The following is a 26,336-nucleotide window of genomic DNA, read 5'->3' on the forward strand; positions in this document are numbered from 1 at the left end:
CGCTGACCAGCGAATCTGTGACCGTAGAAGGCGAAGAAGCGACACCTTCCTATTCGACCCGTAAGGGGGAGAGTGCGTTGGGCAATGGTTGGCGCGCGCTCAGACGGCGCATCCTGACACCGAATGTCTCGGAGACCTCGCTGGAGAAGCGGGGGTTCCACCGGAAGAGCCCAGCCGCTCAAGAACGGCTCGAGACGGTCGGGGAGAAGTTCCTCCTCGGTTACGCACACGCGGTCGAAGCCCGGTCGGTCGGGCAGGCCGAGGAATGGCTCGAGCAGATCCCGACGCAGTTCCGCGGGTTCGCCTACGAGGGCGCGGGAATGGGGTACGGCGTTCTCGACGGGCTGCCCTTCGGCAAGAGCACCAACATCGCCGAGTTCCTGGCCGGCCCCGGTGAGAAGCACGACTACATCATCTACGTCGGGGTCGGCTGGGCGATGTGCCGGCTCCCGCGGTTCGCGTGGCCGAAGGCGTCGGCGTTCGACCCGCTGCTGCGGTGGCTGGTGCTCGACGGCTACGGCTTCCACCAGGCGTACTTCAAGACCGAGAAGTACATCCGGCAGCAGCACCAGGACCAGGGCTTCTCCTGGCCGGACCGGCGCTACGACGGCTACGCGCTGCGGGCCATCGACCAGGGCATCGGCCGGGCGCTCTGGTTCATCTGCGGCACCGACGTCGAGCTCGTGACCAAGACGATCGAGGAGTTCCCCGAGTCGCGCCACGGCGACCTGTACGCCGGGGTCGGGCTGGCCTCGACCTACGCGTGCGGCGTCACCGCAGACGAGCTGGCGGAACTGGTCGACCGGGCCGGGATCCACCACGGGCCGCTGGCCCAGGGCAGCGCCTTCGCCGCCGAGTGCCGGGTGCGCGCGGGCCTGATGATCCCGGAGACCGAAATGGCGGCCCAGGCCATCTGCGGGATGTCCGCCGAACGCGCCGCGGCCATCACGCAAGAGGTCAGGCCGGCCGTGGTCGTCGACGGTGACGACGTCCCGGCGTTCGAAACCTGGCGGCAGCGGATCGCCGAAGAAGTGCTGACCCACGGAGGGAAGAACAAATGACCGCGACCTTCGGCTGGCTGCGCAAGCAGCTGGCGGGCATCGTGGCGCTGGTGCTGATCCTCGGCCTGTTCCTGGTCGCACGGCTGCCCAGCGTCTCCGCCGCCGAACAGGACAAGCTGGCGGACCAGTTCCACTTCACCCCGATGACGATCGCGCTGCCCGCGGCCACGAAGTCGCAGTCGATCCGCACGGTGAACAAGGAGTACGAGCACATCGCCGCGTGGATCTCCTCGGTCGGCGCCGCGATCGCCATCAACGACATCAGCGGCAGCGGCAAGCCCAACGACCTCTGCCTGGTCGACCCGCGCAGCGACCAGGTCGTCATCACGCCGGCGCCGGACTCCGGCCCGCGGTACGCGCCCTTCGCGCTCGACCCCGCCCCGGCGCTGCCGACCTGGGACTACATGGCGCCGATGGGCTGCGTGCCCGGTGACTACAACGAGGACGGCCGCACCGACATCCTGGCCTACTACTGGGGCCGGACGCCGGTGTTGTTCCTGCAGAAGGCGAACGCGACCAAGTTCGACGCCTCCGCGTTCCAGCCGACCGAACTGGTGCCGGGCAACCACCGCGGCGCCGACGGCAAGTACGACGGTCCACTGTGGAACACCGACTCCGTCACCATCGGCGACTTCGACGGCGACGGCCACGTCGACATCTTCGTCGGGAACTACTTCCCGGACAGCAAGGTCCTCGACCCGAACGCCGACGGCGGCATCACGCTGAACCAGTCGATGTCGCACGCGACCAACTCCGGCGCGAAGTACATCTACCGCTGGACCGGCGCCAAGGCCGGGGCGAACCCGTCGGCGAGCTTCGTCGACGCGTCCCAGGGGATCCCGGAGAGCGCGCGGCTCGGCTGGACGCTGGCTTCCAGCGCCACCGACGTCGACGGGGACAACCTGCCCGAGCTCTACATCGCGAACGACTTCGGGCACGACCACTTCCTGTACAACAAGTCCACGCCGGGCCACGTCGAGTTCGGTGAGGTCAACGGGGTCCGCGGGATCGCCGACCCGAAGTCGAAGGTGCTGGGCCACGACTCCTTCAAGGGGATGGGCGTCGACTTCGGCGACCTGAACCACGACGGCCTCTACGACCTGTTCGTCAGCAACATCACGACGTCGTGGGGCATCGAAGAGTCGAACTTCCAGTTCATGAACACCGCCAAGGACAACGCGGACCTGACGAAGCAGTTCAAGGACGGGGTCGCGCCGTTCCACGACGACAGCGCCGAGAAGGGCACGGCGTGGTCCGGCTGGGGCTGGGACGTCAAGATCCAGGACTTCAACAACAGCGGCGAGAACCAGATCGCCCAGGCGACCGGGTTCGTCAAGGGCCAGGTCAACCGCTGGCCGAACCTGCAGGAGATCGCCACCGCCCACGACGGCCTGCTGTCCAACCCGTTCTGGTGGCCGAACGCCCGCGCCGGTGACGACATCGGTGGCGACCAGACCCTGCACTTCTTCGTGAAGAGCGCGGACGGCCGGTACGTCGACCTCGCGCCGAAGCTGGGCCTGGCGGTGCCGGTCCCGACCCGGGGCATCGCCGTCGGCGACACCGACGGGGACGGCCTGCCCGAGTTCGCGGTGGCGCGGCAGTGGGAGCAGCCGATCTTCTACCACAACGACAGCCCGAACCCCGGCAAGTTCCTGCAGCTGAAGCTGACCACCGACGCTCCCGTGGCGCCCGGCCCGCTGCCCGCGGCCGGCCAGCCCGCGATCGGCGCCCAGGTCACCGTGACGACCTCGGACGGCAAGAAGTACCTCGGCCGGGTCGACGGCAGCAGCGGCGAAGCCGGCCGGCGCAGCTTCGACATCCAGATCGGTCTCGGCCACGACGTCAGCGGCCCGCTCGACGTGCACCTGCAGTGGCGGGACCGGACCGGGCAGCTGCGGACGCAGGACCTGAAGCTCGAACCCGGTTGCCACATGTACCAGCTGGGCTCCACGGCGAAGGAAGCGATGTGACATGGCCACCCCGACTCTGACCAAGGTGGACAGCGCGCCACCGAAGCGGACCAACAAGGTCATCACCGCGTTGCGGCGCTTCGCGATCTCGATCACGATCTTCAACATCATCGGCTACACGGTCCTCGGCTTCGAGCAGCCGTGGCTGTACCCGTTCGTCGCGCTGGCGACCGCGTACACCACCGAAATCCTGCTCGAGATCATCAACGCCCGGGTGACGCACCGCGACGTCCGGTTCAAGGGCAACGGCTTCAAGGGGCTCGTGGAGTTCCTGCTGCCGGCGCACATCACCGGTCTCGCGCTGAACATGCTGACCTACGTCAACGACCAGATCCTCGTGATGATGTTCGGCGTCGTCGTCGCCGTCGGCGCGAAGTGGGTGCTGCAGGCTCCGGTGTACGGCCGGATGCGGCACTACATGAACCCGTCGAACTTCGGCATCACGATCATCCTGCTCGTGTTCCCGTGGGCCAGCATCGCCCCGCCGTACCACTTCACCGAGCAGATCCCCACCTGGGGCGGCTGGCTGATCGTCGGCATCATCCTGGTGTCGGGCACGGTGCTCAACGCGTTGCTGACCAACCGCATGTGGCTGATCCTGGGCTGGCTGAGCTTCTTCGTGGTCCAGGCCTTCGTCCGCGGGTGGATCTTCGGCACGTCGATCCCCGGCGCGCTGGCGATGGGCACCGGTGTCGCGTTCGTGCTCTACACCAACTACATGGTGACCGACCCGGGCACGTCGCCGTCGAAGCCGGCCTCGCAGTTCGCCTTCGGTTCCGGCGTGGCGCTGGCGTACGGCTTCTTCACCGCCGTGCACGTGGCGTACGGGCTGTTCCTGGCCACCGCGACCGTCTGCCTGATCCGCGGGCTCTTCCTGTGGGGCCTGCACTTCTCGAACAAGGCGCGGATCAAGTTCGAAGCCGACCAGGCCGCGCAGAAGGCGAAGCTCGAACTCGCCGCGGCACCGCCGGCCGAAGACGAGAAGCCGGGAGCCGTCGCGGCATGACCGATCCCACGGACGACACCCGGGCGGCGCGCACCGCGCCGCCCGGGCCGCCGCGCCGGGCGACGATCCGGTTGCTGAAGCAGCTCTTCACCGACCGGCTCGCGCTCATGGGCGACAACGCCGAGGCCTACGGCGACGTCGTCCGCATCGCCATCGGACCGAAGGCGATGTACCTGGTGAACCACCCGGACCTGGCCAAGCACGTGCTCGCGGACAACGCGGCGAACTACCACAAGGGAATCGGCCTGCAGGAGGCCCGCCGGGCCCTCGGCGACGGCCTGCTCACCAGCGACGGGGAGACCTGGCGCAAGCAGCGCCGGACGATCCAGCCGGTGTTCCAGCCCAAGCGGATCTCGCGCCAGGCGGGCATCGTCGCCACGCAGGTCGAGGCGCTGATCGAGCGGCTCGCCGCGCACGACGGGCCGGTCGAGATCCTGCACGAGATGACCGGGCTGACCCTCGGCGTGCTCGGCAGGACGCTGCTCGACGCCGAGCTGGGCGGGTACGAAACGCTCGGCCACTCGTTCGAGGCCGTGCAGGACCAGGCCATGTTCGAGGCGGTCACGCTGAGCATGGTCCCGCAGTGGGTGCCGCTCAAGAAGCAGCTGCACTTCCGGACCGCGCGGGAGGACCTGCGCCGGATCGCCGACGAGCTGGTCGACCAGCGACTGGCGAACCCGGTCGAGAACGGCGAAGACGTGCTGTCCCGGCTCATCGCGTCGGGTGCGGGGGACGGCGCGTCGCGCGAACGCATGCGCGACGAGCTGATCACCCTGCTGCTCGCCGGGCACGAGACCACCGCGAGCACGCTGGGCTGGGCGTTCCACCTGATCGACGAGCACCCGGAGGTCGGCGAGCGGCTGCACGCCGAAGCCGTCGAGGTGCTCGGCGACCGGCTGCCCGAGCACGAAGACCTGCGGCGGCTGACGTTCACCGTCGCGGTGGTCGAAGAGGTCATGCGGCTCTACCCGCCGGTGTGGCTGCTGCCGCGGGTCGCCCAGGCCGACGACGAGATCGGCGGGTACCACGTGCCGGCCGGCTCCGACGTCGTCGTGGTGCCCTACACGCTGCACCGGCACCCCGAGTTCTGGACCGACGCCGAACGCTTCGACCCGGACCGGTTCACCGGCGCGGAGCGGCCGCCGCGGTACGCCTACCTGCCCTTCGGGGCCGGGCCGAGGTTCTGCATCGGCAACAGCCTCGGCGTGATGGAGGCGGTGTTCGTGCTGGCGATGGCGGCGCGGGACCTGCAGCTGCGGAAGGTGCCGGGCAAGGTCGTCGACCCCGAAGCGATGCTCTCGCTGCGGGTGCGCGGCGGGCTGCCGATGACCGTGCACCGCCGGGAGCGGACGCGGCGCGCCGAAGCCGCCTGAACTCTACTGTGGACATTCGATGAGGAGGTAGGCCGGTGCAACCCGAGGCCACCGAAGAAGAACGCGTCATGAACATGACTCTCGAGGCCTACGCGGACACGATCGTGCCCGGGGAGAAGCGGTACCCCGAGGACCGGGCGATCGCCGGGGCCGCGCCCGGGCCCGGTTCGGTCGCCGCGGGCGCGCTCGAGCTGCTGAACTTCGACGCGACCGGCGTCACGGCCGGCCTGCCCTACCTCGCGCAGTCGCTCAACGACCACGCGAAGGCGTACGCGGGGGAGGTGGAGCTGGAGCTCGACCACGACGTCGCGCCGTTCGTCGCGCTGCCCTACGAGCACCGCCGCGAGCTGGTGCACCGGCTGACCACGCCCGGGCACCCGGAGAAGGACGGCTGGGTCAGCCTCGCGCTGTTCTGCAACATGGCATTCGACAGCGCCGCGCACAAGCACACCGCCGAGGCCATCCGCGAGGGGCATCCCGGCCTGCTGGCGCTGGGCTACACCGCGCCGGACGCGGACGGGTTCTGGCGGTTCCCGAAGTACGGCTACGGCCGCAAGCTGGCCGAACTCCACCCCGACACCACGCCCTCCGGGAGCCCCGCATGAGCGCCATCGAAAAGACCGACGTCGTCATCGTCGGCAGCGGTTTCGGCGGTTCGATCCCGGCCTACCACCTCGCCGCCGGCGGGGCGAAGGTGACCGTGCTGGAGCGCGGGCCTTGGCTGGCCGCGGCCGACTTCGAGCACGACTACCTGCTCGGCTCGTCCTACACCCGCGCGTTCGACTTCGTCGTCGGCGACGGGATGAGCGTGCTGGGCGGCAACTGCGTCGGCGGCGGCAGCGTGGTGTACTTCGCCGCGATGCCGCGCGCGCCGCGCTTCGTCTTCGAGCGCCACGGCAGCATCGGGCGCCGGATGTGGCCGTCGGTCATCTCCCGCGACAGCCTGGAGCCGTGGTACGACCGCGTCGACGAGTCGATCCCGGTGTCCAAACAGGACTGGAGTGACGTCTCCTACGCCGGCGGCCTGTGGGCGGCGGCCTGCAACCACTCGGGCCGCACGGCCAACCCGGCGCCGGTCGCGGTGGACAACGACACCTGCGTCAACTGCAACTTCATGATGGCGGGCTGCAAGTTCGACGCCAAGCGGTCGATGCTGACGAACTACCTGCCCGCCGCCCTGTCCCACGGCGCCGAGATCCGGCCGCTGCACGAGGTCGAACGGCTCGAGCGCACCGAGGACGGCAGCTACCGCGTCCACTTCGACATCGTGGACGAAGAGGACTACCGGGTGCACACCGGCACCGGCGTGATCGAGGCGAAGGTCGTCATCATCGCCGCGGGTGCCGGCGCGACCCCGGTCATCCTGCAGCGGTCGGAGGCGGCGCTGGGCGAGATGCCGCACGGCGTCGGCCGCTACTTCTCGGGCAACGGTGAGCGGCTCAACACCGCGATCATCGACGAGGACCGCGTCCGCGAGGTGCTCGGACTGTCCCGTGAGGACGGTCCGGTGTACTCGGCCAACCACATCGGCAAGGGCCCGACGGTCGCGAACTGGGACAAGCTCGACGGTTCGCTGCCGGAGTACGAGCGGTACTCGCTGGAGCAGCTGTACTTCCCGCCGGGCCTGGGCACGATCCTCGCGCAGGTGCCCGGTGGCGAGGAGCCGCGCTGGTACGGGGCGGAGAAGAAGGAGATCCTCAAGCAGTGGGCCAACTGGCTCACGATCTTCTTGATGACCGAGGACGACAACGAGGGTGTCTTCGGCACGCCGCCGCCGACCGGCAACGCGTACCGGATCTCCCAGCAGATGCTCGGCCGCGGCCCGCTGCGCTACGACCCGACGGAGAACACCCGCCGGGGCTGGGCGCTGGCCGACGCCGACTGCAAGGCGATCATCGAGAAGGACGGCCTGGCCAAGGTTTCGCCGTGGACCAACGACGTCGTCGGGGCGTACACGGTGCACCCGCTGGCGTCCTGCCGGATCGGCGACGACGCGGCGACGTCCGCGCTGCACCCGAACCACGAGCTGCGCAACCACCCGGGCATCTTCGTGACCGACAGCGCGTCGGTGCCGGGTGCGCTGACGGTCAACCCGGCGATGACCATCGCGGCACTGGCCGAGCGCTCGATCCCGGGCATCGTCCGGGAGCTGCAGTCGCGCGGGGTCGACGTGAAGTACGGCGCGCCGTCCCCGGACGGCTCGATCACCGGGCGGCGCGCGGTGTCCAAACTGGACCTGGTCGCGGGTAACTGAGGCACGGCACCACCGTTCGCGGACTCGCGCACCCGGCCGGGGTGCGCGAGTTCGCCGTTTCAGGAGGAGGGGTCATGGCTCCGGGTTTGGTCAGGATCGCGCTGCGGCGGACGCTGCGGGACGTGAAGTACGTCGAGGTCGTGCGCCCGGGGCGGGCGCGGGGGCTCGTCAAGGACGTGTACCGGCAGGTCGAGCGGGACTTCGGGATGCTCGCCCCGCCGATGGCGCTGCACTCGGCTTCGCCGGAGGTGCTCGCCGCGGCCTGGGTCGTGCTGCGGGAGTCGCTCGTGGCCGGCGGGACCGCGAGCCGCGCCGACAAGGAAGTCGTCGCGGCCGCTGTTTCCGCGGCCAACGACTGCCCCTACTGCGTCGAGGTGCACGGGATGGCGCTCGGGTCGCTGGGGGATCCCGCGGCCGCCGCGGCCCTCGAGGCCGGGGACGTCGGGGCCATCCCGGACCGCGACACGCGGGCGCTGGCGGCCTGGGCGCGGGGCGAGGGCCCGCTGCCCGCGGACGTCCCGGCCGGCACCGCCGCCGAGTTCACCGCGGTCGCCGTCGCCTTCCACTACCTCAACCGGGTGGTGAGCGTGTTCCTCGGCCCTTCGCCGCTGCCGGAGAACGTTCCGCCGCAGGCGCGCGCCAAAGCCAAGGCGGTACTGGGCTTCCTGCTCAAGCCGGGTGCGCCGCCACCGGCCGGGCGGGCGCTGGAACTGCTGCCCGCCGCGGCCGGGGACGGGCCGGGCTGGGCACTTCCGGGGGACACGCTGCCGGACGCCTTCGCGCGCGCCGAGGCGGCCGTGGCGGCCGCCGGTGAGCGCTCGGTGCCGTTCCGGGTGCGGGAGCTCGTCCGGCGGGAAGTCAAGGCGTGGGACGGGAAACCGCCGGGGCTGAGCCGGGCGTGGGCCGAGCCGGTGCTCGCGGAGCTGCCTGCCGGAGAACGGGCTGCCGGACGGCTGGCGCTGCTCACCGCCAAGGCCGCGTACCAGGTCGGGGCCGACGACGTCGCCGCCGTCGGCGCGTCCGATCGCGGCCTGGTGGAGCTGGTGTCGTGGGCCGCTTTCACCGCGGCCGTGGCGGCCGGCGGGCGCCTGCCGGTCCGCCCGCCAAGAGAAGACCCTGCAGGTCGGCGCGGGTGATGATCGGAAGGTCGGATCGCCCGCCGGGGCGCGCAGCACCGGGACACACAGAAACTCCGGGACCGCGTCGCCGCCCCGAGCGGCAGCCGATCTGCTCAGGCCGGCGGTCGCCGCACGGTGGCGCCCTTACCCCCGCCCCGCGCGGCGGCCGCCGGCTCACGAGAAAGACGTCGCATCGGTGAAAGGACTGACAGGTGACTGACACCACGGGCGTGATCGCCGACCTGACCGCCGAGGCCGCCGAGGTGGACGCGCTCGTCGCCGGCCTTTCCGAAGCGGAGTGGGACACCCCCACGCCCGCGCCCGGCTGGCCGGTCCGGCACCAGATCGGGCACCTCGCCTTCATCTTCCGCATCGCCGGCCTCTCGGCCGCGCAGCCGGAAGCCTTCGTCGCCATGACGAAGTCGCTCAAGGGCGGCTTCGAGGCCGCGGTGAACGCCGCGCTGGAGGACTACGTCCACGACCCGGCCGAGGTCCTGCTGACCCGCTGGCGCGCCGAGCGGGACGCCGGCATCAAGGCCCTCGCGGCCGTGCCCGGTGACCAGCTGGTGCCGTGGCTGGTCAACCCGCTGCCGCCGTACGTGCTGGCGTGCGCCGGGATGATGGAGGCCTTCGGCCACGGCCAGGACATCGCCGACGCGCTCGGCGTGCGCCGCGAGCGGACCGACCGGATCAAGCACCTGGTCGGGTTCGCCGTGCGCGTGCGGGACTTCGGTTACGAGGCGCGGAACCTGAAGCCGCCGGCCGAGGAGTTCCGGTTCGAGCTCACCGCGCCCTCGGGCGCGCTCTGGACGTTCGGGCCCGAGGACGCGACCCAGCGGGTCAGCGGCAGCGCGGCGGACTTCTGCCTGCTGGTGACCCGGCGGCGGCACCGCTACGACCTCGACGTGCGGGCGCAGGGCACGCTGGCGGACCAGTGGCTCGACATCGCCCAGGCTTACCGCGGGCCGGCCGGCCAGGGCCGCAAGCCCGGCCAGTTCGACGCCTGAAAATCCATTGTAGACGGTGCGGGTCCCTTGTCCCAGCGTGCTGACGTGCGCGCCGCGGGCAGGGAGAGAGAAGACCGCCCGCACCGGCCGGGAGATGCTGGACTTCAACGGCCCGGCGGACGGGCACTCCGGGCGGCGCGGCCGCCCGAGGAGACAGACCGGCGGTGGGGCTCGAGCCCCGCACCGGAGGACAGCGGGGACCTGATGGTCCCGGTGATACGGGGCTCGAGAGCCAGTGGGAGTGCGGTGGCATGAGCGTAGAGCGGATTTCGATCGTCGGTATCGGTCTCCGGTACCCCGACGCGAGTTCTCCGGAGGAGCTCTGGGAAAACGTGCTGGCCGGGCGCCGGGCGTTCCGCAGGCTGCCGGACGAGCGGATGAACCGGGCGGACTACTACTCACCGGACCCGAAGGCGCCGGACCGCTTTTACGCGCAGAAAGCGGCGGTGCTGCGGGACTACGAATTCGACCGGGTGGCGCACAAGGTCGCTGGCAGCACCTTCCGGGCGACGGACACGACGCACTGGCTCGCCCTGGACGTCGCGGCCGCGGCCCTCGCGGACGCCGGCTTCGGCGAAGGTGACGGTGCTCCGCGGCAGAGCACCGGCGTCGTCATCGGCAACAGCCTGACCGGGGAGTTCTCCCGCGCCAACATCATGCGGCTGCGCTGGCCGTACGTGCGGCGCACGGTCGCGGCGGCGCTGAGCTCCCGCGGCTGGGAGGACGAGGAGACCGCGAGCTTCCTCCGGGAACTGGAAGTCCAGTACAAGGAGCCGTTCCCCGAGATCAACGAGGACACCCTCGCCGGTGGCCTGGCGAACACCATCGCCGGCCGCGTCTGCAACCACTTCGACTTCGCCGGCGGCGGTTACACCGTCGACGGCGCCTGCTCGTCTTCGCTGCTTTCGGTGGTCACCGCGGCCAACGCGCTCGTCCAGGGCGACCTGGACCTCGCCGTCGCCGGCGGTGTCGACCTGTCGATCGACCCGTTCGAGGTCATCGGCTTCGCCAAGACCGGCGCGCTGGCCAAGCGCGAGATGAAGGTCTACGACGCCGACTCCAACGGCTTCTGGCCGGGCGAGGGCTCGGGCATGCTCGTCCTGATGCGCGAAAGCGACGCGCTGGAGCAGGGCAAGCGGATCTACGCGTCGATCGGCGGCTGGGGCGTCTCCTCCGACGGCAAGGGCGGCATCACCCGGCCCGAGGCCGCCGGGCACCGGCTGGCCATCAAGCGCGCTTACGACCGCGCGGGCTACGGCGTCGAGACCGTGTCCTACTTCGAGGGCCACGGCACCGGCACCGCGCTGGGCGACGCCACCGAGATCGAGGCGCTGTCCACCGCCCGCCGCGACGCCGACCCGCTGGCCAAGCAGGCCGCGCTGTCGACCATCAAGGGCAACATCGGCCACACCAAGGCCGCGGCGGGGGTCGCCGGCCTGATCAAGGCGACGCTGGCGGTTTACCACCAGGTCATCCCGCCGGCCACCGGGCACCACGACCCGCACGAGTCGCTGACCGGCTCCTCGGCGCGGATGTACGTCCCGCGCGAGGCGTCGCTGTGGCCGGCGGACCAGCCGGTCCGCGCGGGTGTCTCCGCGATGGGCTTCGGCGGGATCAACTCCCACATCACCGTCACCGAGGCGCCGACCGCGCCGCGGCGCCGCGAGCTCGACGAGCGGGCCCGCGCGCTGGTCGCCGGCCGCCAGGACGCCGAACTGCTGCTGTTCGACGCCGACGACCTCGCGACCCTGCGCGGGAACGTGGCCGCGGTGCTGGAAACCGTGCCGAAGCTGTCGTTCGCCGAGCTGACCGACCTCGCCGCTTCGCTGGCGAAGGACCTTTCGGGCAAGGCGGTGCGTGCGGCGGTCGTCGCGGCCAACCCGGAGCACGCCGAGCGGAAGCTGACCAAGCTCCTGGAGCAGCTCGACTCGGGTGACGCGGTCTTCGACAGCGCCGACGGCATCTTCGCGAGCAGCCGCGGCAGCGCGCCGAAGATCGGCTACCTGTTCCCCGGCCAGGGCTCCGGCCGCGGCGGCGACAGCGCGCTGCGCCGCCGGTTCACCGCGGCCGAGGAGATCTACCGCGCCGCCGGGCTGCCGGCCACCGGCGACCAGGTCGCCACCGAGGTGGCGCAGCCCCGGATCGTCACCGGTTCGCTGGCCGCGCTGCGGGTGCTGCGGTCGTTCGGCATCGAGGCTTCCACGGCCACCGGGCACAGCCTCGGCGAGCTGACCGCCCTGCACTGGGGCGGTGCGCTCGACGAGCGCGGGCTGCTGGCGCTGGCGAAGGTCCGCGGCAAGGTCATGGCTTCGACGACCGGCGACGGCACCGGCGCCATGGCCGGCATCGCCGCTTCGCCGAGCCGCGTCGAAGAACTGGGCCTCGGCTCGGACGTCGTCATCGCCGGCTACAACGCGCCGGAGCAGACCGTGATCTCCGGGCCCGCCCCGGCGATCGACAAGATCGTCGCCCGGGCCAAGGCCCAGGGCGTCGGCGCGACCCGGATCAAGGTCTCGCACGCCTTCCACTCGCCGGCGGTCGAACCCGCCGCGAACGCGATGACCGAGAAGCTGGGCGAATTCTCCTTCTCCCGCCTCGAGCGGCCGGTCGTCTCCACCGTGAGCGGCGACGTCCTGCACGCCGCGGAGAACCTTTCGGAGCTGCTGCGCGACCAGATCGTGCTGCCGGTCCGCTTCCGCGAAGCCGCCGCCAAGGTGGCCGAGCGCAGCGACCTGGTGGTCGAGGTCGGGCCGGGCCGGGTGCTGACCGGGCTGTTCGAGGAGATCGCGCCGGAGACCCCGGTGCTCGCGATCGACACGGACAACGCGTCGCTGCAGGCGCTGCTGCGGGTCGTCGGCGCGGCATTCGCGCTCGGCGCCGACCTGGCGGTGGACGCGCTGTTCGAGGGCCGCGTCGTGCGCGCCCTGCCCGCCGACGGCGTCTTCAGCTTCCTGGCCAGCCCGTGCGAGGCGGCGCCGTCGATCGACAGCGAGCTGGCCGCCGAGCTGGCCGCGGAGAAGGCGCAGGCCGCCGACGCCGACGCGGGCAACGCCGACAGCGAGTCCGGCTCGACGCTGGACCTGCTGCGCAAGCTCGCCGCCGAGCGCGTCGAGCTGCCGCTGGAAGCCGTCACCGCCGACACCCACCCGCTCGACGACCTGCACCTGTCGTCGATCACGGTCGGGCAGCTGGTCAACGACGTCACCCGGGCGCTGGGGCGCCCCGCGCTGGAAGGCATGCCGAACTTCGCGACGGTGTGCCTCGGTGAGCTCGCCGAGATGATCGACGAGCTGGCGCAGACAGCGAAGCCGACCGACCAGGGCGCCGGCGAGGCTCCCGGTGTCGGCCCGTGGGTCCGGCCGTTCGCGGTCGAGTACGTGCCCGCGCCGCGGCCCACCGCGGACCTCACGCCGGGTGCCGGGCACGCCGAGTGGCAGGTCTTCGCGACCCCGCGCCACCCGCTGGCCGAACCGGTGAAGGCGGCGCTGGCGAAGGCGGGCGTCGGCGACGGCGTCCTGCTCGTCCTGCCGGCGGACTGCGACTCGAGCCACGTCGGCCTGTTCCTCGACGCCGGCCGCGCGGTCATGGCGGCTCCCAACGGCACGCGCTTCGTGGTCGTGCACCACGGCTACGGTGCCGCCGGCCTGGCCCGCACCCTGCGGCTCGAGGACCCCTCGGCGAAGACGACGATCATCGACTTCGCGGACCCGGCACCGTCGGGCGAGGACGCGATCGCGTCGGCCGTGACGACCGTGGTGGCCGAGGTCGCCGCGACCACGGACTTCACCGAAGCGCGCTACGGCGCCGACGGCGGGCGCACCGTGCCGCGGCTGTCCGCGCTGGCCGCGCCGAAGCCCGGCCCGATCCAGGACTCGCTGGACGCCACCGACGTCCTGCTCGTCACCGGTGGCGGCAAGGGCATCACGGCGGAGAGCGCGCTCGCGCTGGCCAAGGACTCCGGAGCGCGGCTGGCCCTGCTCGGGCGCAGCGACCCCGAGTCCGACACCGAGCTGGCGGAGAACCTCGACCGCATGGAAGCGGCGGGCATCCGCTACCGCTACGAGCGCGCCGACGTCACCAGCGCCCCGCAGGTCGCCGAGGTGGTCGCGCGGATCCAGGCCGACCTCGGCCCGGTCACCGCGGTCCTGCACGGCGCGGGCCGCAACGAGCCGGCCGCGCTGTTCTCCCTCACGGAGGACAGCTTCCGCAAGACGCTCGCCCCGAAGATCGGCGGGCTCAACGCGGTGCTGAACGCGGTCGACCAGGACAAGATCAAGCTGCTGGTCACCTTCGGCAGCATCATCGGCCGGGCGGGCCTGCGCGGGGAAGCGCACTACGCCACGGCGAACGACTGGATGACCGAGCTGACCCTGCGCTTCGGCCAGGAACACCCGCAGGCGCGGGCGATCGCGCTGGAGTGGTCGGTCTGGTCGGGCACCGGCATGGGCGAGAAGCTCGGCGTGGTCAGCGCCCTGATGCGCGACGGCATCACGCCGATCCCCACCGAGGAGGGCATCACCATCCTCCGCCAGGTGCTGGCCGACCCGGCCGCGCCGCCGGTGCTGGTGGTCTGCGGCCGCACGTCGGGCCTGGCCACGCTGCCGATCCAGAAGCGGGAGCTGCCGCTGACCCGGTTCGTCGACCGCGCGGTCGTGCACTACCCGGGCGTCGAGCTGATCACCGAGGCGGACCTGTCCGACGGGTCGGACCCGTACCTGACCGACCACCTGCTCGACGGGCAGCTGCTGTTCCCGGCGGTGCTCGGCATGGAGGCCATGACGCAGGCCGCGGCGGCGACGCTCGACCGCACCGGCACCCCGGTGCTCTCGGACGTCGAGTTCCTCCGGCCGATCATCGTCTCGCCGGGCGGGTCGACCACGGTCCGGCTGGCCACGCTGGCCCGCGACGCCGACACCGTCGACGTCGTGATCCGCAGTGACGAGACGGGCTTCAGCGCCGACCACTTCCGGGCGCGGCTGAGCTTCGCGCGGCCGGCGGAACTGGGCGAGAAGGTGCCCCGCGACGTCGCGCTGCCGCCGGTGCCGGTGGAGCCGATCAGCGAGCTCTACGGCTCGGTCCTGTTCCAGGGCAAGCGGTTCCAGCGGGTGCTGGGCTACCAGCGGGCGAGCGCCCGGCACGCGGTCGCCGAGATCGCGACCAGCGCGGACCACTACTGGTTCGCCCCGTTCCTCCCGCAGGAGCGGCTGCTGGCCGACCCCGGCACGCGGGACGCGATGATGCACGCGATCCAGTGCTGCGTCCCGGACGCGACGCTGCTGCCGCAGGGCATCGAGAAGCTGTACCTGGCCGAGCCGGGTGCCCAGCACGACGAGTACGTGCTGCTCGACGCCAAGGAACGGTCCCAGGACGGCGACAGCTACGTCTACGACCTCGACGTCCGCAACCCGGACGGCACCCTGGTCGAGCGCTGGGAAGGGCTGAAGCTGCGCGCGGTCCGCAAGCGCGACGGTGCCGGCCCCTGGGTCCCGTCGATGCTCGGGTCCTACGTGGAGCGTGCCTGTGAACGGCTGCTCGGCGGGACGCGGTCGGTGGTGCTCGAGCCGGACCCGGCCGGGCGCCCGGCGGAGGGCATCGCCGAGCGGAGGGCGCAGACCGCGCTCGCCGCGGGCCGCGCGCTCGACCGGCCGATCGAGGTCCGCTACCGCCCCGACGGCAAGCCCGAGTTCGACGCGGGCAACGTCGGCGCTTCGCACACCTCTCAGCTGACCCTCGTGGTCGCCGGCGCCGACCAGGTCGCCTGCGACATCGAGACGGCGATCGAACGCACCGAAGAGGACTGGGCCGGCCTGCTCGGCGAGGAGCTGCTCGGTCTCGGCCGGCTGCTGGCCGCCGACACCGGCGAGGCGATCAGCGTGGCGAACACCCGGGTCTGGAGCGCGCTGGAGTGCGTGCGCAAGACCGGGCTGATGACCCAGGCGCTGACCGTCCGCCAGGTCGACGCCGACGGGTGGGCGCTGCTCGCCTCCGGCAACGCCCGGATCGCCACCTGGTCGACCACCGTCAACGACCGGACCGACCCGATCGTGTTCGCCGTGCTCCACGCAGAGGGGAACTGAAGATGACCGACTACTACGAGATCCGCCACACGGTCGGCTTCGAAGAGACCAACCTGGTGGGCAACGTCTACTACGTGAACTACGTGCGCTGGCAGGGCCGGTGCCGCGAGATGTTCCTGAAGGAGAAGGCGCCGGCGGTGCTCGAAGAGGTCCGCCACGACCTCAAGCTGTTCACCCTCAAGGTGGAGTGCGAGTTCTTCGCCGAGATCACCGCGTTCGACGAGCTGTCCATCCGGCTGCGCCTGGAGGAGCTCACCTCGACGCAGATCCAGTTCGCGTTCGACTACGTGCACCTCACCGAGGACGGCGAGGAGCGCCTGGTGGCCCGGGGACGGCAGCGCATCGCCTGCATGCGCGGCCCCAACACGGCCACCGTGCCGTCGCGGGTCCCCGAGCAGCTGCGCGAGGCGCTGGTTCCCTACTCGACGGCCGCGGTCAACGGCAAGGGAGTCTGACGTGGGCTACGAAACCGAGCCTTCCGAGAGGACTCACGTCCTCAAGCGGCTACGGACCTCGCCGGCCCGCCGCGGGCTGTCGGCCCAGCCGGGGCTGCGCCAGGTGATGGCGCAGTTCGCGACCGGGGTGACGGTGCTGACGGCGGGCGGGGAGGACGCGCACGGCATGACCGCCAACGCGTTCTCGTCGGTGTCGCTCGAGCCGCCGATGGTGCTGTGCTGCGTTTCGAAGGCGGCCCGGATGCACGCCGCGATCGTCACCGCCGGCTCGTTCGGCGTGAACATCCTTTCGGCCGACCAGCAGGACCTGTCGAAGTACTTCGCCGACTGGCGCCGTCCCGACGGCATCGCCCAGTTCGAAGCGGTCGGCTACACGGCGGGCGGCAAGACCGGCTCGCCGCTGCTCAAGGGCGCGCTGGCGTGGCTGGAGTGCGAGCTGGCCCAGGTGATCGAGGGCGGTGACCACTCGATCTTCCTCGGCCGGGTGGTCGAGACCAGCCGCGGCGAGGGCGAGCACGCGCTCGTCTTCTACGGCGGCGGCTACCACCAGATCGACGGGCGGGCCCGCGCGGCCTGAAGGGGGCGGAAAGCATGTTGATCGCGGTCACGGGCGGGACGGGGTTCCTCGGCGGGCACACGGTCGCGGCGCTGCTGCGGCGGGGCCACCGGGTGCGGCTGCTCGCCCGTGACCCCGGTCGTGCTCCGTCCACTGTGGACGTCGTGGAAGGCGACGTCACGGATCCCGGTGCGGCGGCCCGGCTCGTCGACGGGGCGGACGCGCTGCTGCACGCGGCGGGCGTCTACACCTTCGACAGCAGGCGCCGGGCCGAGGTGCGGCGGGTCAACGTCGGCGGCACGGCGAACGTGCTCGACGCCGCCCGCCGAGCGGGTACGGGGCGGATCGTGCACGTCTCCACCGTCGGGGCGCTGTACCCGGCCCGGGAGCCGTCGATCGGCCCGGCCAGCCCGGTCGGCCGGCCGCGGCAGACCTACCTCGCGGCCAAGGCCGAGGCCGAGCTGATCGCCCGCGGGCACCGGGACGCCGGCGTGCCGGTCACCATCACCTACCCGCCCGCGCTGCTCGGCCCGGCCGACCCGCACCTGGGCGACCAGAACGCGCGGCTGCGGGACCTGTTGCGCGGGCTGATGCCGATGTGGCCCTCCGGCGGGCTGCCGATCGGCGACGTCCGCGATTCGGCGGAGCTGCACGCGCGGCTGTTCGAACCGGCGGCGCCGGGCCCCGCGTACTTCGGGCCCGGGCACTTCCTGCGCACCCGCGACTACCTCGCCGCCGTCCGGGCCGCGACCGGACGGCGGCTGCCCGCGGTGTACCTGCCCGCCCGCGCGATGTTCCCGGTCGGCCACGCCGCCGGCCTGCTGCAGCGCGCCTGGCCGTGGCACATCCCGGCGGAGTACGGCGCGCTCTACGTGTGCGCCACCGCCGTCCCCGTCGACGCGGCCGCGCCGCACGCCGGCGTCCCCGCGCGGCCGGTGGCCGAGACCGTGCGCGACACGGTGGCGTGGCTGCACGCCACCGGGCGGCTGACCCGCCGCCGGGCGGGGACCGTTCTTCTGCCCAGAGTGTCCACTGTGGACGCCGGAGTCGGCGCCCCGACCGAGGAGGTCCTGCCATGACCGCCAGCGATGCCACCGAACCCGCCCGGTCGGCCGCGGCTCCGCCCGCCGTGCCGGACGTGCCCGCCGAGTGGCCGGTCCGCCCGATGCCCCGGCTCGGCCGCGGCATCGTGTGGTCCGACATCGTCGCCGAGATCGAGCACGACCAGCAGCTACGGATGAGGGATGCCGCGTGAGCGGAGGCCACGAGTCCGGGGCCCAGCGAGCCGACGACGCGGAGGTGGTGCCGGTCCCGGAGGGGACCCGCCCCGCCCGCCGCCGGCTCGCGCGGGCGGGGGAGACCGGCGACGCCCAGGTCATCGAGCTGGCCAGGGCGACCGACCAGGTGCGCGCGGAGCCCGCGGACATGCCGCTGCTGCGGCGCCGCCGCGACGAGCTCCGCGCGCACATCCACGAGGGCAAGCTCGACGCCGTGCGGCGCCAGCACTCGCTGGGCAAGCTCACCGCGCGCGAGCGGCTGGCCCTGCTGCTCGACGAGGACTCGTTCACCGAGATCGAGCCCTACCGGCGCCACCAGGCGAGCGGGCCGGGGCTGGCGGGCAACCGCCCGTACACCGACGGCGTCGTCGCGGGGTCCGGCACCATCGACGGGCGCCGCGTCTTCGTCTACGCCCAGGACTTCACGCTGTTCGGCGGTTCGCTCGGCGAGGCGCACGCGGCCAAGATCCACAAGGTCCTCGACCTCGCGGTGGCCAACGGCGCCCCGGTGATCGGCCTCAACGACAGCGGCGGCGCCCGCATCCAGGAGGGCGTGCTCGCGCTCAACGGCTACGGCGGCATCTTCCGCCGCCAGGTCGAGGCGTCCGGGGTGATCCCGCAGATCAGCGTGATCCTCGGCCCGTGCGCGGGCGGCGCGGCGTACTCGCCGGCGCTGGCGGACTTCACGTTCATGGTGCGCGACACGGCCCGGATGTACCTGACCGGCCCGGACGTCGTGGAGGCGGTCACCGGCCGGCGCGTGACGCACGAGGAACTCGGCGGCGCCGACGTCCACGGCACCCATTCGGGCGTGGCGACGGTCGTGCACGACGACGAGGAGAGCTGCCTCGCCGACGTCCGCTACCTGGTGTCCCTGCTGCCGGCGAACTACCTGGAGCCGCTGCCGGACGCGAGCTCGTCCAGCGCGAAGGACGACTACCGCCCGCGCCTGGCGGAGCTGGTCCCGGTGGAGCCCAACCAGCCGTACGACATGCACGACGTCTTTTCGGAGATCGCCGACGACGGCGAGTTCTTCGAGCTGCACGAAGGCTGGGCCCGCAACGTGCTGTGCGCGCTGGCCCGCATCGACGGCCGCGTGGTCGGCCTGGTCGGCAACCAGCCGGTGGTCTTCGCCGGCGTCCTGGACGGCCCGGCCTCCCAGAAGGCGGCGCGGTTCGTGCGGTTCTGCGACGCGTTCGGCATCCCGCTGGTGAGCCTGGTCGACGTCCCGGGGTTCCTGCCCGGCGTGGAGCAGGAGCGCAGCGGCATCATCCGCCAGGGCGCGCAGCTGCTGCACGCGTACTGCGAGGCGACGGTGCCGCGGATCCAGGTGATCCTGCGCAAGGCGTACGGCGGCGCGTACATCGTGATGGACTCGCGGTCCATCGGGTGCGACCTGTCACTGGCGTGGCCGACGAACCAGATCGCGGTGATGGGCGCGGAGGGCGCGGTGAACGTGTTGCACCGCCGCGAACTCGCGGCGGCTCCCGATCCGGCCGCGTTGCGGGCGAAGCTCGTCGCGGAGTACACGGAGGAGTACCTGAACCCCCAGTACGCGGCCGAGCGGGGTCTGGTGGACGACATCATCGACCCGGCCGAGACCCGCGCGGCGCTGGCGCGAGGGCTCGCGATGTTGCGCGACAAGCGGAAGCCGGGCCCGGCGCGCAAGCACGGCAACCTTCCGATCTAGGGGGCGGAGATGGTGTTGCGGGTGGTCCGGGGAGCGCCGGACGACGTCGAGCTGGCGGCTTTGGTGACGGCGCTGGCTTTGCTGGGGACGGAGTCCCCGGCGGAGCCGGTCGCCGAGGCGGTGGGGTGGCGGGCGAGGGGTGAGGTGGCGCCTTCGTTCCGCCGGCCGGGAGCTTGGCGGCTGTCGGGGTTGCCGCGCTGAGTTTTTGCCGGTGGGGGTGGTCCTTTGTGGGGCCGTCCCCTTTGGCGTGCCCGGGGATTGCCCGGCCTCGGAACCGCCACCGGCCGTCATTGCCTGGGCCGACGCTCACGTGCTGGCTGGGCTGTGCCGGCCCGGGGTGGCCGCGCGGGCCCGCGCACTGCGCCGGCCCGCCTCCGCGGCTCGGCTGGGCTTTCTGCGGCCCGGGACCCCCGGCACTGCAGTCGGCCTTCGCAGCCGGGACCGGGATGCGCCGGCCGGTTTGCTTCACCGGCCGGATGGGTTGTGCTGGGCCTGGGCCGGTTCCGCCGCCCGGGGCGGCGGGTGATCCCGCCCGGAACTGCAACCGGCCTCCGCGGCCGGGGGTGGCCGGTCCGGAACTGCAGTCGGCCTTCGCTGCTGGGCAGGGCTGTGCCGACCGGGTCGGCCTGGTGGGCCAGTTGGCCTGGGGCGGCTTCCGCTGCCTGGAGTGGCGGGTCCGGAAGTGCAGCTGGCCTTCGCTGCCCGGGCGGGGTTGTGCAGACCCGGGCAGGCCTCACGGGGCCGGCTGGGTTGAGTCGGCTTCCGCGGCCCGGGGTGGCCGGTCCGGAACCGCAGTCGGCCTTCGCAGCCGCGGCAGGTTGTGCCGGTGGGGTCGGCCTCGCGGGCCGGCTGACCTGGGTCGGCTTCCGCGGCCTGGGGTGGCGGGTCCGGAAGTGCAGCTGGCCTTCGCTGCCCGGGCAGGGTTATGCAGACCCGGGCAGGCCTCACGGGGCTGGCTGGGTTGAGTCGGCTTCCGCGGCCCGGGGTGGCCGGTCCGGAACTGCAGTCGGCCTTCGCAATCGCGGCAGGTTGTGCCGGTGGGGTCGGCCTCGCGGGCTGGCTGACCTGGGTCGGCTTCCGCGGCTTGGGGTGGCCGGTTCGGCACCGCAGCCGGCCTTCGCCGCTTGGGCAGGGTTGTGCCGGCGGGGTGGCTTCCACAGCCCGGGTGGGATGGCCAGTCCAGCATCGCAGCCGCCCTCCGCCGCCTGGGCAGGGATGCGCCGGCCGGGTCGGCCTCACGGGCCGGCTGGCCCGGGGCCGCTTCCGCCCCCCAAGCAGCCAGGCCAGAACCCCCAGCCACCCGCCTCCGGCCCGGGCCGGGTTCGACCCGGGCCCCGCCCGATCAAGCAGCCTGGTCGCCGAGCTCCTCGCCCTCCTGGCGGCCGCTCGCGAACTCCCTCAGCCGGGCCGCCACCTCGCCCTCGCGGGCCGGGGAGTACGTGCTGTGCCCAGGGTGGACCGCCACATAGCGGACCATCCCGTCGAGGAGGACCTCGACCTCCGTGTGCTCGCCCGGGACGAACGCGCCGCCGCAGGCTGCGCAGGTGCGCTGGCGCTCCGCGGCGCCCCGGTGGGTCTCGTGATCGGTCATGAGGCACCTCGCTCGACGGTCCAGGAAAATCTCCGTTCCTCCAGTGCACTCCGGTGCGATCCCCGGCCGCCACTCGTGCGGTGCGCATCCACCCGGACCTGATTCGCGCACATCCGATCCGCGACCGGGGCGGCGCATCGTGGAGATCACCTACCGGAAGGAGAAAGCCATGACAGCAGCAGCGGTTCCGGCCGAACCACAGCCGCCCGCCGAGCCGGTCGAGCGGACCTGGGAACGGCACCTGATCGCCGTGCCCGATCCCGAGCCGGAGGCGGACGAGCGCGGGCACATCGTGCTCGGCTACAACTGACTCGCACTTTCGGAGATGACCACGTCCCGGCCGCCACGGGAAACTGGAGGTCGGCCGGGGCGTCACGGGGTTCCCGGCGGGGCGAGCCTGTGGTCGGTCCGCGACGCACGCCCGCGTCGGCCACCGGCGGACGTTCGGTTGGGAGGCCGGCGAAATGGCAGTGCGCCTCCAGCTCACCGCTGGCTTCGAGATCCTCGAGGAGTGGGCTGAATCCGCGACCCAGGCCCAGCGCAACGCGCTTTACGAAGCGCTGTTCGCGGTCGGCGACGGTTCCGCATTCCTTGTTTACGACATTTTCGGCGACGCGGAAAACCCGCGCAATTTCGTCATCGTCGTGAAAGCGAATCTCGTCCTCAAAATCATGGTCCAGCGCGCGGAATCGTCCTTCGAAATCCGCTTCGTCGGTGCGCTCGAAGACGACGTCGACGTCGCGCCGGCCCAGTCGAGCCAGGTCAACCCGGAGTAACCGGCGGAGTTCCTGGTCCGAATGGCGCAACGCGTCCTCGCGAGCGGCGGTACAACGACACGTGATCGGCCCAATATCGCCTCCCCCTGTCATGTGTTTCGCACCTTGACTATCGCCCTCCCGGTATGAAACTCTTCATATGTTCGCTGGTCAGAACGTTATTTTGGGGCGAATAACGAGGAGGCAGCACAATGTCGTCACCTGAACTGCCGGGTCTTGACGTTTCCAGCCGGGTCCGGGCGCGGGACATCCAGATGACCGGGACTGCCGATCTCGGCCGCCGGGTCCTGATGATCACCGGTGCCGTGGACACCACCGACCACGACGTCTCGGTCAGCGTCAACCTGCCCGAGCCGGGCCGGTGGCACGTGATCAAGGCGGAAACCAACCTCACCGACCAGACCTGGGTCGCCATGCAGGCGGTGATGGACGAGGACTCGACGTTCGTCGACGACGACCTGCTCATGTCGCCGCAGTTCTCGAAGAGCTTCATGACCCCGGACCAGCGCCGCCTGACGTTCTACGACGGCGAGGTGCGCCCGGGCGAAACCGTGCTCAAGGCCTATTCGATGGAGACGGGCGGGCGCAAGCCGGCGTACTTCTACTCCCGGTACAGCCCCATCCCCACCGACAGCGCCGAGCAGTCGCAGCAGACGCTGGACGAGCTGGTCGCGCACGGCATGAACCAGCGACCCGTGATCGAGCTGATCGTCCCGGTGACCGTCATCTGACGACCCACCGGGTCCCGATCGAGCTGGGGAGCACATGATCACGTTCGTGCCCGAGCCGCACCTGCTGGACTCGCCCCGTGGACGTGACTGGCCCCGGCCCCCGGTGCCGGCCCCGGTCCGCGGCACGGCGCCCGCCGCTTCGGCGGACGTCGTGGTCGTCGGCGCCGGCCCGGCCGGCGTCGCGGTGGCCTCCGCGCTGTGGCACCACGGCGTCCGCGACGTTGTCATCGCCGACCGGACCGGCCGCCCGTGCGGCCGGTTCTTCGGCCGGATCGACCGGCTGGGCCAGCGCGTCCTCCGGTCGCCGTACGAGCACCACCCCGGGGTCGAGGGCTACCGCGACTGCGAGCTGCTCGACTTCGCGCGCCTGCACTGGGGACGCCTGACCCCCACCGAGCGGCGCGAGATCCGGATGGCGCAGTCGGGCCACCGCTCGGTGGTGCCGGTGGACGTCTTCGACGCCTACTGCGACCACCTCATCGCCAGCCACCACATCGGCCGCAAGACCTGGCAGGCGCGCGTCCGCGAGATCGTGCCCGAGGGTGACGCGGTCACCGTGCGGGCCGACCGGTTCTCGGTCACCGCCCGGCACGTCGTGCTGTGCCTCGGCGAAGAACGCCGTGACGCACCGGATTCCTGGTGGGGCGGCGGGGCCGCGCCGGCCGGGGTGTCCTATTGGGACGAATCGGTGCCGGTCGGCGGCCGCTGCCTGGCGGTGGTGGGTGCCGGGCTCACGGCGGCCCACCTGATCGCCGGCGCGCTCGCGGAAGGCCGCGAGGTGCACTGGGTGGTGCGCGAAACCGGCGAGCGCTACCAGTGCGCCGACGTGAACTCCTCGTTCTTCCGCCCCGAAGGCCGCCTGCGCTTCAACCGCGTCGGCTGGCCGGAGCGGCTCGAGCTGATGGACCGGTTCCGGCGGGCGTCGATCATGTTCGAGTTCCGCCCGCTGCTCGAACGCGCGCAAGCCGAGGGCAGGCTGGTCGTCCACCGCGGCGCGGCGGTCAAGAGCATCGGCCCCGGCGTCGGCGGGACGACCGTGGTGCGCCTGTCCGGCGGCGGGCGGATCGCCGCCGACCACGTCCAGCTCGCGCTGGGCACGACCCCGTCGATCGGCGAAGGCCTGCTGCCCGATGAAGCGCTTTCCGTCCGCGACGGCTGGCCGGAGCTGGACGAGCGGACCCTGGCCCACGTCCGCGCCCCGCGAGTGTCGGTGGTCGGCGCCGCGGCCGCGATGGTCCTCGGCCCGGCCGCCCGCAACATCGACGGCCACCGGGTGGCGACCACCCGCGCGGCGGCGGCGATCGCCCAGGTCCTGCAGGGTGGCGAGCTCCCGGCGCCGGCGAAGACCGCGGTCGGGGTCTGAGGAGGAACGTGATGGACGCCGGCGAAGACACCCGGTTCGCGCTGCCCGAGGTCGACGCGCCCGCGGCCACCGAGGTCGGGGTGATCCTGCTCGGCCTCGAGGCCGACCGGCTGCTCGCCGGGCTCGGCCTCGCGCGGCTCGCGGATGACCCGGCGCTGGTCACGCAGGTCGTCGACCAGGCGCGGCACGGCGTCCCGGACGCCGGCCTGCCCGGTCTCCTGGAGACGGGCAAACAGCAGTGGCGGGGCCTGCGTGCGGCGCTCGGCGAACCGCCGTCGACGTCGACGCCGGGGTCGCTGCGGCGGGAGTGGGACCGGGCGTCCGCCCGGGTCGCCGCGGCCGTTCCCGGGGCGGGCGCCGCGTCACTGGCCTACCTGACGGCGTGCGTGCTCCGCCGCGCCGACGTCGACCGGATCGCGGATCGAAAGGACACCGATGTCGTACTTGAAGTCCCTGCCGGCTGAGACCACGCTGCTGCAGGTCTTCCAAGCCAACCCCGAACCCGCCCGGCACCTGCTGGCCTTCCACGAAGTGCTGCTGCGCGGCGATTCGCCGTTCACGCCGGGGGAGCGAGAGCTGATCGCCGCCTACGTCTCCGGCATCAACGAATGCGGGTACTGCCACGGCATCCACACCGTGACGGCCGAAGCCTTCGGCGTCGCGCCGGGCGTCCTGATCGCGGCGCTCGCCGACCTGGACACCGCGCCGGTCGAGGACCGCATGAAGCCGGTGCTCGCCTACGTCGGGAAGCTGACGCGGTCGCCGTCCCGGATGACCGACGCCGACGCCGAAGCGGTGTTCGCCGCGGGCTGGGACGAGCGCGCGCTGCACGACGCCGTGCTGGTCTGCGCGCTGTTCAACTTCATGAACCGCATGGTCGACGGCCTCGGCATCCACGCCGACGACGAGTACAAGTCGCTTTCGGGCGAGCGCCTCAAGCACAGCGGCTACGCGGGCCTGGCGAAGTTCCTGCCCGAAGACTGAGCCTGGCCGGACCGCCGGAATCGTGCTTGGCTGGAGTCGACAGCAGGATGCGCTTTTCCGGGGGGTTCGATGAGAGTTCGTCATGGCGTCACCGCGCTGCTGGCCGCCGGGGGGCTGGTGCTGGGCGCCGTACCGGCCCAAGCGAGTACCGCGCTCGCCGAGCCGACCGTGACCTCGGCCGAATACCCCGACGACGGTGCCTGGCATCCCGGAGCCGGCCTCCCGGGCTCGTTCACCTTCGACGCCGGTGGCGACGCCGCGGTCGTCGGGTTCTCCTACGGGGACACCGATCCGGCGGGCACTTTCGTGCCGGCGGACCACCCCGGCGGGACGGCGACGGTCTCCTACACACCGCAGGCTTCCGGCCCCGACGACCTCTACGTGGTGAGCGTCGACAACGCGGGCAACCGGTCGCCTCAGCACGTCCACCACTTCTACGTGGCGCCGACCGAACCCGGGGTGAGCCTGCCCCGGGAAACCGGCGTCGGCATCCCCGCCGAAGTCCGCTTCTCGCCCGGTATCGCCGATGTCGTCTCCTACACCTACCTGATCGACAACGGGCCCGAGACCACCGTCGCGGCCTCGGCCGACGGAACCGCGACCACGAACATCGTCACGGCGAATCCGGGCTCGCACCGGCTCAAGGTGTGGAGCACCACCGGCACGGGCCTGACGTCCGGCACCGCGAGCAGGCCGTACACGGCCAGTGAAGCGCCCCTGGTGGCGAGCACCGACTACCCGGACTTCGTGGGCAGCGGCGGCCCCGGCGTCGCCGGCGTCTTCACCGTGACGCCCCGCACGCCGGGCGTCGTCGAGTACGTCTACTACTTCTACGAGGATTGGGACAACCCCACCGTGGTCCCGGCGGGTCCCGACGGACGGGCGAGCTTCACCTTCACCCCGGCCGCTTCCGGGTTCTACCCCATGCAGGTCTACAGCCGGACGGCCGACGGCAAGCAGTCGAACGTCGGTCGCGACTACTCCATCGTCGTGAACTGAAGCCGGGGACGCCTTCGGCGCGCAGCGAGCGCGCCGAAGGCGTCCTCC

General features: G+C 72.0%; 23 protein-coding genes. 22 read left to right on the forward strand and 1 reads right to left on the reverse strand.

Going from position 1 to position 26,336, the window contains the following annotated elements; genetic code table 11:
* The first annotated feature begins 77 nt into the window (after positions 1 to 77).
* The 15 genes from ACLJQM_RS27380 to ACLJQM_RS27450 all read left to right on the forward strand — a co-directional run bounded on the left by ACLJQM_RS27380 (position 78) and on the right by ACLJQM_RS27450 (position 20,045).
* Complete coding sequence (locus tag ACLJQM_RS27380; RefSeq protein ID WP_410633273.1) at positions 78 to 1,061, forward strand: DUF1702 family protein; 984 nt, start codon at positions 78 to 80, stop codon at positions 1,059 to 1,061.
* Positions 1,058 to 3,031: a CRTAC1 family protein gene (locus ACLJQM_RS27385; RefSeq protein WP_410633274.1), complete on the forward strand. Its 1,974-nt coding sequence runs from the start codon at positions 1,058 to 1,060 to the stop codon at positions 3,029 to 3,031. Before ACLJQM_RS27380 ends, ACLJQM_RS27385 begins: the two co-directional genes overlap by 4 nt.
* Before the next feature lies 1 nt (position 3,032).
* Positions 3,033 to 4,037, forward strand: coding sequence for an enediyne biosynthesis protein (locus tag ACLJQM_RS27390; RefSeq protein ID WP_410633275.1), 1,005 nt, complete (start codon positions 3,033 to 3,035; stop codon positions 4,035 to 4,037).
* On the forward strand, positions 4,034 to 5,410 hold the full coding sequence (locus ACLJQM_RS27395; RefSeq protein ID WP_410633276.1) for a cytochrome P450: 1,377 nt from the start codon (positions 4,034 to 4,036) through the stop codon (positions 5,408 to 5,410). Before ACLJQM_RS27390 ends, ACLJQM_RS27395 begins: the two co-directional genes overlap by 4 nt.
* Before the next feature lie 35 nt (positions 5,411 to 5,445).
* Positions 5,446 to 6,015, forward strand: coding sequence for a DUF5987 family protein (locus ACLJQM_RS27400; protein WP_360776587.1), 570 nt, complete (start codon positions 5,446 to 5,448; stop codon positions 6,013 to 6,015).
* Complete coding sequence (locus ACLJQM_RS27405) at positions 6,012 to 7,664, forward strand: GMC family oxidoreductase (protein ID WP_247020256.1); 1,653 nt, start codon at positions 6,012 to 6,014, stop codon at positions 7,662 to 7,664. Before ACLJQM_RS27400 ends, ACLJQM_RS27405 begins: the two co-directional genes overlap by 4 nt.
* A 74-nt stretch (positions 7,665 to 7,738) precedes the next feature.
* Positions 7,739 to 8,800, forward strand: a complete 1,062-nt coding sequence (locus ACLJQM_RS27410) for a carboxymuconolactone decarboxylase family protein (protein ID WP_410633277.1) — start codon at positions 7,739 to 7,741, stop codon at positions 8,798 to 8,800.
* Positions 8,801 to 8,994: 194 nt separating this feature from the next.
* Positions 8,995 to 9,789, forward strand: a complete 795-nt coding sequence (locus ACLJQM_RS27415; protein WP_247020260.1) for a TIGR03084 family metal-binding protein — start codon at positions 8,995 to 8,997, stop codon at positions 9,787 to 9,789.
* 251 nt (positions 9,790 to 10,040) lie between these two features.
* Entirely contained in the window at positions 10,041 to 15,866 is a 5,826-nt protein-coding gene (locus ACLJQM_RS27420; protein ID WP_410633278.1) for an SDR family NAD(P)-dependent oxidoreductase, read from the forward strand.
* A 2-nt stretch (positions 15,867 to 15,868) separates the two neighbouring features.
* A complete protein-coding gene (locus tag ACLJQM_RS27425; RefSeq protein WP_247020264.1) occupies positions 15,869 to 16,321 on the forward strand; it encodes an acyl-CoA thioesterase in 453 nt (150 codons plus the stop codon).
* Position 16,322: 1 nt separating this feature from the next.
* Entirely contained in the window at positions 16,323 to 16,898 is a 576-nt protein-coding gene (locus ACLJQM_RS27430) for a flavin reductase family protein (protein WP_360776580.1), read from the forward strand.
* 14 nt (positions 16,899 to 16,912) lie between these two features.
* Entirely contained in the window at positions 16,913 to 17,956 is a 1,044-nt protein-coding gene (locus tag ACLJQM_RS27435; RefSeq protein ID WP_410633279.1) for an NAD-dependent epimerase/dehydratase family protein, read from the forward strand.
* Positions 17,953 to 18,132 (forward strand): DUF6222 family protein, encoded by a 180-nt coding sequence (locus ACLJQM_RS27440; RefSeq protein WP_247020271.1) that lies wholly within the window; start codon positions 17,953 to 17,955, stop codon positions 18,130 to 18,132. The genes ACLJQM_RS27435 and ACLJQM_RS27440 overlap by 4 nt, the downstream gene beginning before the upstream one ends.
* Entirely contained in the window at positions 18,129 to 19,844 is a 1,716-nt protein-coding gene (locus tag ACLJQM_RS27445) for an acyl-CoA carboxylase subunit beta (RefSeq protein ID WP_247020273.1), read from the forward strand. The genes ACLJQM_RS27440 and ACLJQM_RS27445 overlap by 4 nt, the downstream gene beginning before the upstream one ends.
* Before the next feature lie 9 nt (positions 19,845 to 19,853).
* Positions 19,854 to 20,045 carry an acyl-CoA carboxylase epsilon subunit gene (locus tag ACLJQM_RS27450; protein ID WP_410633280.1) on the forward strand — a complete coding sequence of 64 codons (192 nt, stop codon included), beginning with the start codon at positions 19,854 to 19,856 and terminating at the stop codon, positions 20,043 to 20,045.
* A 1,141-nt stretch (positions 20,046 to 21,186) separates the two neighbouring features.
* On the opposite strand, the gene ACLJQM_RS27455 is transcribed toward ACLJQM_RS27450, so the two are convergent.
* A complete protein-coding gene (locus tag ACLJQM_RS27455; protein WP_247020277.1) occupies positions 21,187 to 21,435 on the reverse strand; it encodes a hypothetical protein in 249 nt (82 codons plus the stop codon).
* Positions 21,436 to 21,604: 169 nt separating this feature from the next.
* On the opposite strand from ACLJQM_RS27455, the gene ACLJQM_RS27460 reads away from it, so the two are divergent.
* The 7 genes from ACLJQM_RS27460 to ACLJQM_RS27490 all read left to right on the forward strand — a co-directional run bounded on the left by ACLJQM_RS27460 (position 21,605) and on the right by ACLJQM_RS27490 (position 26,288).
* On the forward strand, positions 21,605 to 21,745 hold the full coding sequence (locus ACLJQM_RS27460; protein ID WP_247020279.1) for a hypothetical protein: 141 nt from the start codon (positions 21,605 to 21,607) through the stop codon (positions 21,743 to 21,745).
* 154 nt (positions 21,746 to 21,899) lie between these two features.
* On the forward strand, positions 21,900 to 22,211 hold the full coding sequence (locus tag ACLJQM_RS27465) for a DUF6235 family protein (protein ID WP_247020281.1): 312 nt from the start codon (positions 21,900 to 21,902) through the stop codon (positions 22,209 to 22,211).
* A 254-nt stretch (positions 22,212 to 22,465) separates the two neighbouring features.
* Positions 22,466 to 22,942, forward strand: coding sequence for a DUF6423 family protein (locus tag ACLJQM_RS27470; RefSeq protein WP_315863277.1), 477 nt, complete (start codon positions 22,466 to 22,468; stop codon positions 22,940 to 22,942).
* A gap of 34 nt (positions 22,943 to 22,976) precedes the next feature.
* The gene (locus tag ACLJQM_RS27475; protein ID WP_410633281.1) at positions 22,977 to 24,305 is read left to right on the forward strand and encodes a hypothetical protein; all 1,329 of its coding nucleotides are present in this window, start codon (positions 22,977 to 22,979) and stop codon (positions 24,303 to 24,305) included.
* Between the two features lie 11 nt (positions 24,306 to 24,316).
* On the forward strand, positions 24,317 to 24,769 hold the full coding sequence (locus tag ACLJQM_RS27480; protein ID WP_247020287.1) for a DUF6187 family protein: 453 nt from the start codon (positions 24,317 to 24,319) through the stop codon (positions 24,767 to 24,769).
* Positions 24,741 to 25,289, forward strand: a complete 549-nt coding sequence (locus tag ACLJQM_RS27485) for a carboxymuconolactone decarboxylase family protein (protein WP_360776567.1) — start codon at positions 24,741 to 24,743, stop codon at positions 25,287 to 25,289. The genes ACLJQM_RS27480 and ACLJQM_RS27485 overlap by 29 nt, the downstream gene beginning before the upstream one ends.
* Positions 25,290 to 25,358: 69 nt before the next feature.
* Positions 25,359 to 26,288 (forward strand): hypothetical protein, encoded by a 930-nt coding sequence (locus ACLJQM_RS27490; RefSeq protein WP_410633282.1) that lies wholly within the window; start codon positions 25,359 to 25,361, stop codon positions 26,286 to 26,288.
* Positions 26,289 to 26,336 lie beyond the last annotated feature (48 nt).

It is taken from the genome of Amycolatopsis sp. cmx-4-83 (genome assembly GCF_046548815.1).
In the GTDB taxonomy this organism is placed as follows: domain Bacteria; phylum Actinomycetota; class Actinomycetes; order Mycobacteriales; family Pseudonocardiaceae; genus Amycolatopsis; species Amycolatopsis pretoriensis_A.

Bases quoted from the DNA above. Each gene is read 5' to 3' on its own strand.
- ACLJQM_RS27410 (WP_410633277.1), top strand. From the start codon at position 7,739: ATGGCTCCGGGTTTGGTCAGGATCGCGCTGCGGCGGACGCTGCGGGAC.
- ACLJQM_RS27480 (WP_247020287.1), top strand. From the start codon at position 24,317: ATGGACGCCGGCGAAGACACCCGGTTCGCGCTGCCCGAGGTCGACGCG.
- ACLJQM_RS27385 (WP_410633274.1), top strand. From the start codon at position 1,058: ATGACCGCGACCTTCGGCTGGCTGCGCAAGCAGCTGGCGGGCATCGTG.
- ACLJQM_RS27390 (WP_410633275.1), top strand. From the start codon at position 3,033: ATGGCCACCCCGACTCTGACCAAGGTGGACAGCGCGCCACCGAAGCGG.
- ACLJQM_RS27395 (WP_410633276.1), top strand. From the start codon at position 4,034: ATGACCGATCCCACGGACGACACCCGGGCGGCGCGCACCGCGCCGCCC.
- ACLJQM_RS27470 (WP_315863277.1), top strand. From the start codon at position 22,466: ATGACCGGGACTGCCGATCTCGGCCGCCGGGTCCTGATGATCACCGGT.
- ACLJQM_RS27420 (WP_410633278.1), top strand. From the start codon at position 10,041: ATGAGCGTAGAGCGGATTTCGATCGTCGGTATCGGTCTCCGGTACCCC.
- ACLJQM_RS27405 (WP_247020256.1), top strand. From the start codon at position 6,012: ATGAGCGCCATCGAAAAGACCGACGTCGTCATCGTCGGCAGCGGTTTC.
- ACLJQM_RS27460 (WP_247020279.1), top strand. From the start codon at position 21,605: ATGACAGCAGCAGCGGTTCCGGCCGAACCACAGCCGCCCGCCGAGCCG.
- ACLJQM_RS27455 (WP_247020277.1), bottom strand. From the start codon at position 21,435: ATGACCGATCACGAGACCCACCGGGGCGCCGCGGAGCGCCAGCGCACC.
- ACLJQM_RS27450 (WP_410633280.1), top strand. From the start codon at position 19,854: ATGGTGTTGCGGGTGGTCCGGGGAGCGCCGGACGACGTCGAGCTGGCG.
- ACLJQM_RS27475 (WP_410633281.1), top strand. From the start codon at position 22,977: ATGATCACGTTCGTGCCCGAGCCGCACCTGCTGGACTCGCCCCGTGGA.
- ACLJQM_RS27425 (WP_247020264.1), top strand. From the start codon at position 15,869: ATGACCGACTACTACGAGATCCGCCACACGGTCGGCTTCGAAGAGACC.
- ACLJQM_RS27440 (WP_247020271.1), top strand. From the start codon at position 17,953: ATGACCGCCAGCGATGCCACCGAACCCGCCCGGTCGGCCGCGGCTCCG.
- ACLJQM_RS27435 (WP_410633279.1), top strand. From the start codon at position 16,913: ATGTTGATCGCGGTCACGGGCGGGACGGGGTTCCTCGGCGGGCACACG.
- ACLJQM_RS27485 (WP_360776567.1), top strand. From the start codon at position 24,741: ATGTCGTACTTGAAGTCCCTGCCGGCTGAGACCACGCTGCTGCAGGTC.
- ACLJQM_RS27490 (WP_410633282.1), top strand. From the start codon at position 25,359: ATGAGAGTTCGTCATGGCGTCACCGCGCTGCTGGCCGCCGGGGGGCTG.
- ACLJQM_RS27465 (WP_247020281.1), top strand. From the start codon at position 21,900: ATGGCAGTGCGCCTCCAGCTCACCGCTGGCTTCGAGATCCTCGAGGAG.